The 332-nt window shown below is 65.4% G+C and carries 1 protein-coding gene; it reads left to right on the forward strand.

Features of this window, described 5'->3' with window-relative positions; all coding sequences use genetic code 11:
* Positions 1-332: methyl-accepting chemotaxis protein (locus GJV78_RS22855; protein WP_230979237.1), on the forward strand; the 332-nt coding region annotated here is incomplete at both ends.

Below are 332 nucleotides of genomic sequence, written 5' to 3' on the forward strand. Positions count from 1 at the left end.
CTGACCTCCACGGTGAAGCTGAACGCCGACCACGCGCGCCAGGCCAGCCAGCTTGCCGACGTGGCGTCGGAAACGGCGGGAAAAGGCGGAGCGCTGGTCTCCCGCGTCGTCAATACCATGGAGGATATCTCGGCCAGCTCCCGGCAGATCGCTGAAATCACTACGGTGATTAACAGCATCGCGTTTCAGACCAATATTCTGGCGCTGAACGCCGCGGTGGAGGCGGCCAGGGCGGGCGAACAGGGTCGCGGGTTTGCGGTGGTGGCCGGCGAGGTGCGCAACCTGGCCAGCCGTAGCGCTGAGGCGGCGAAGGAGATCGAAACGCTGATCGC

The organism is Intestinirhabdus alba, assembly GCF_009711095.1.
Classification (GTDB): domain Bacteria; phylum Pseudomonadota; class Gammaproteobacteria; order Enterobacterales; family Enterobacteriaceae; genus Intestinirhabdus; species Intestinirhabdus alba.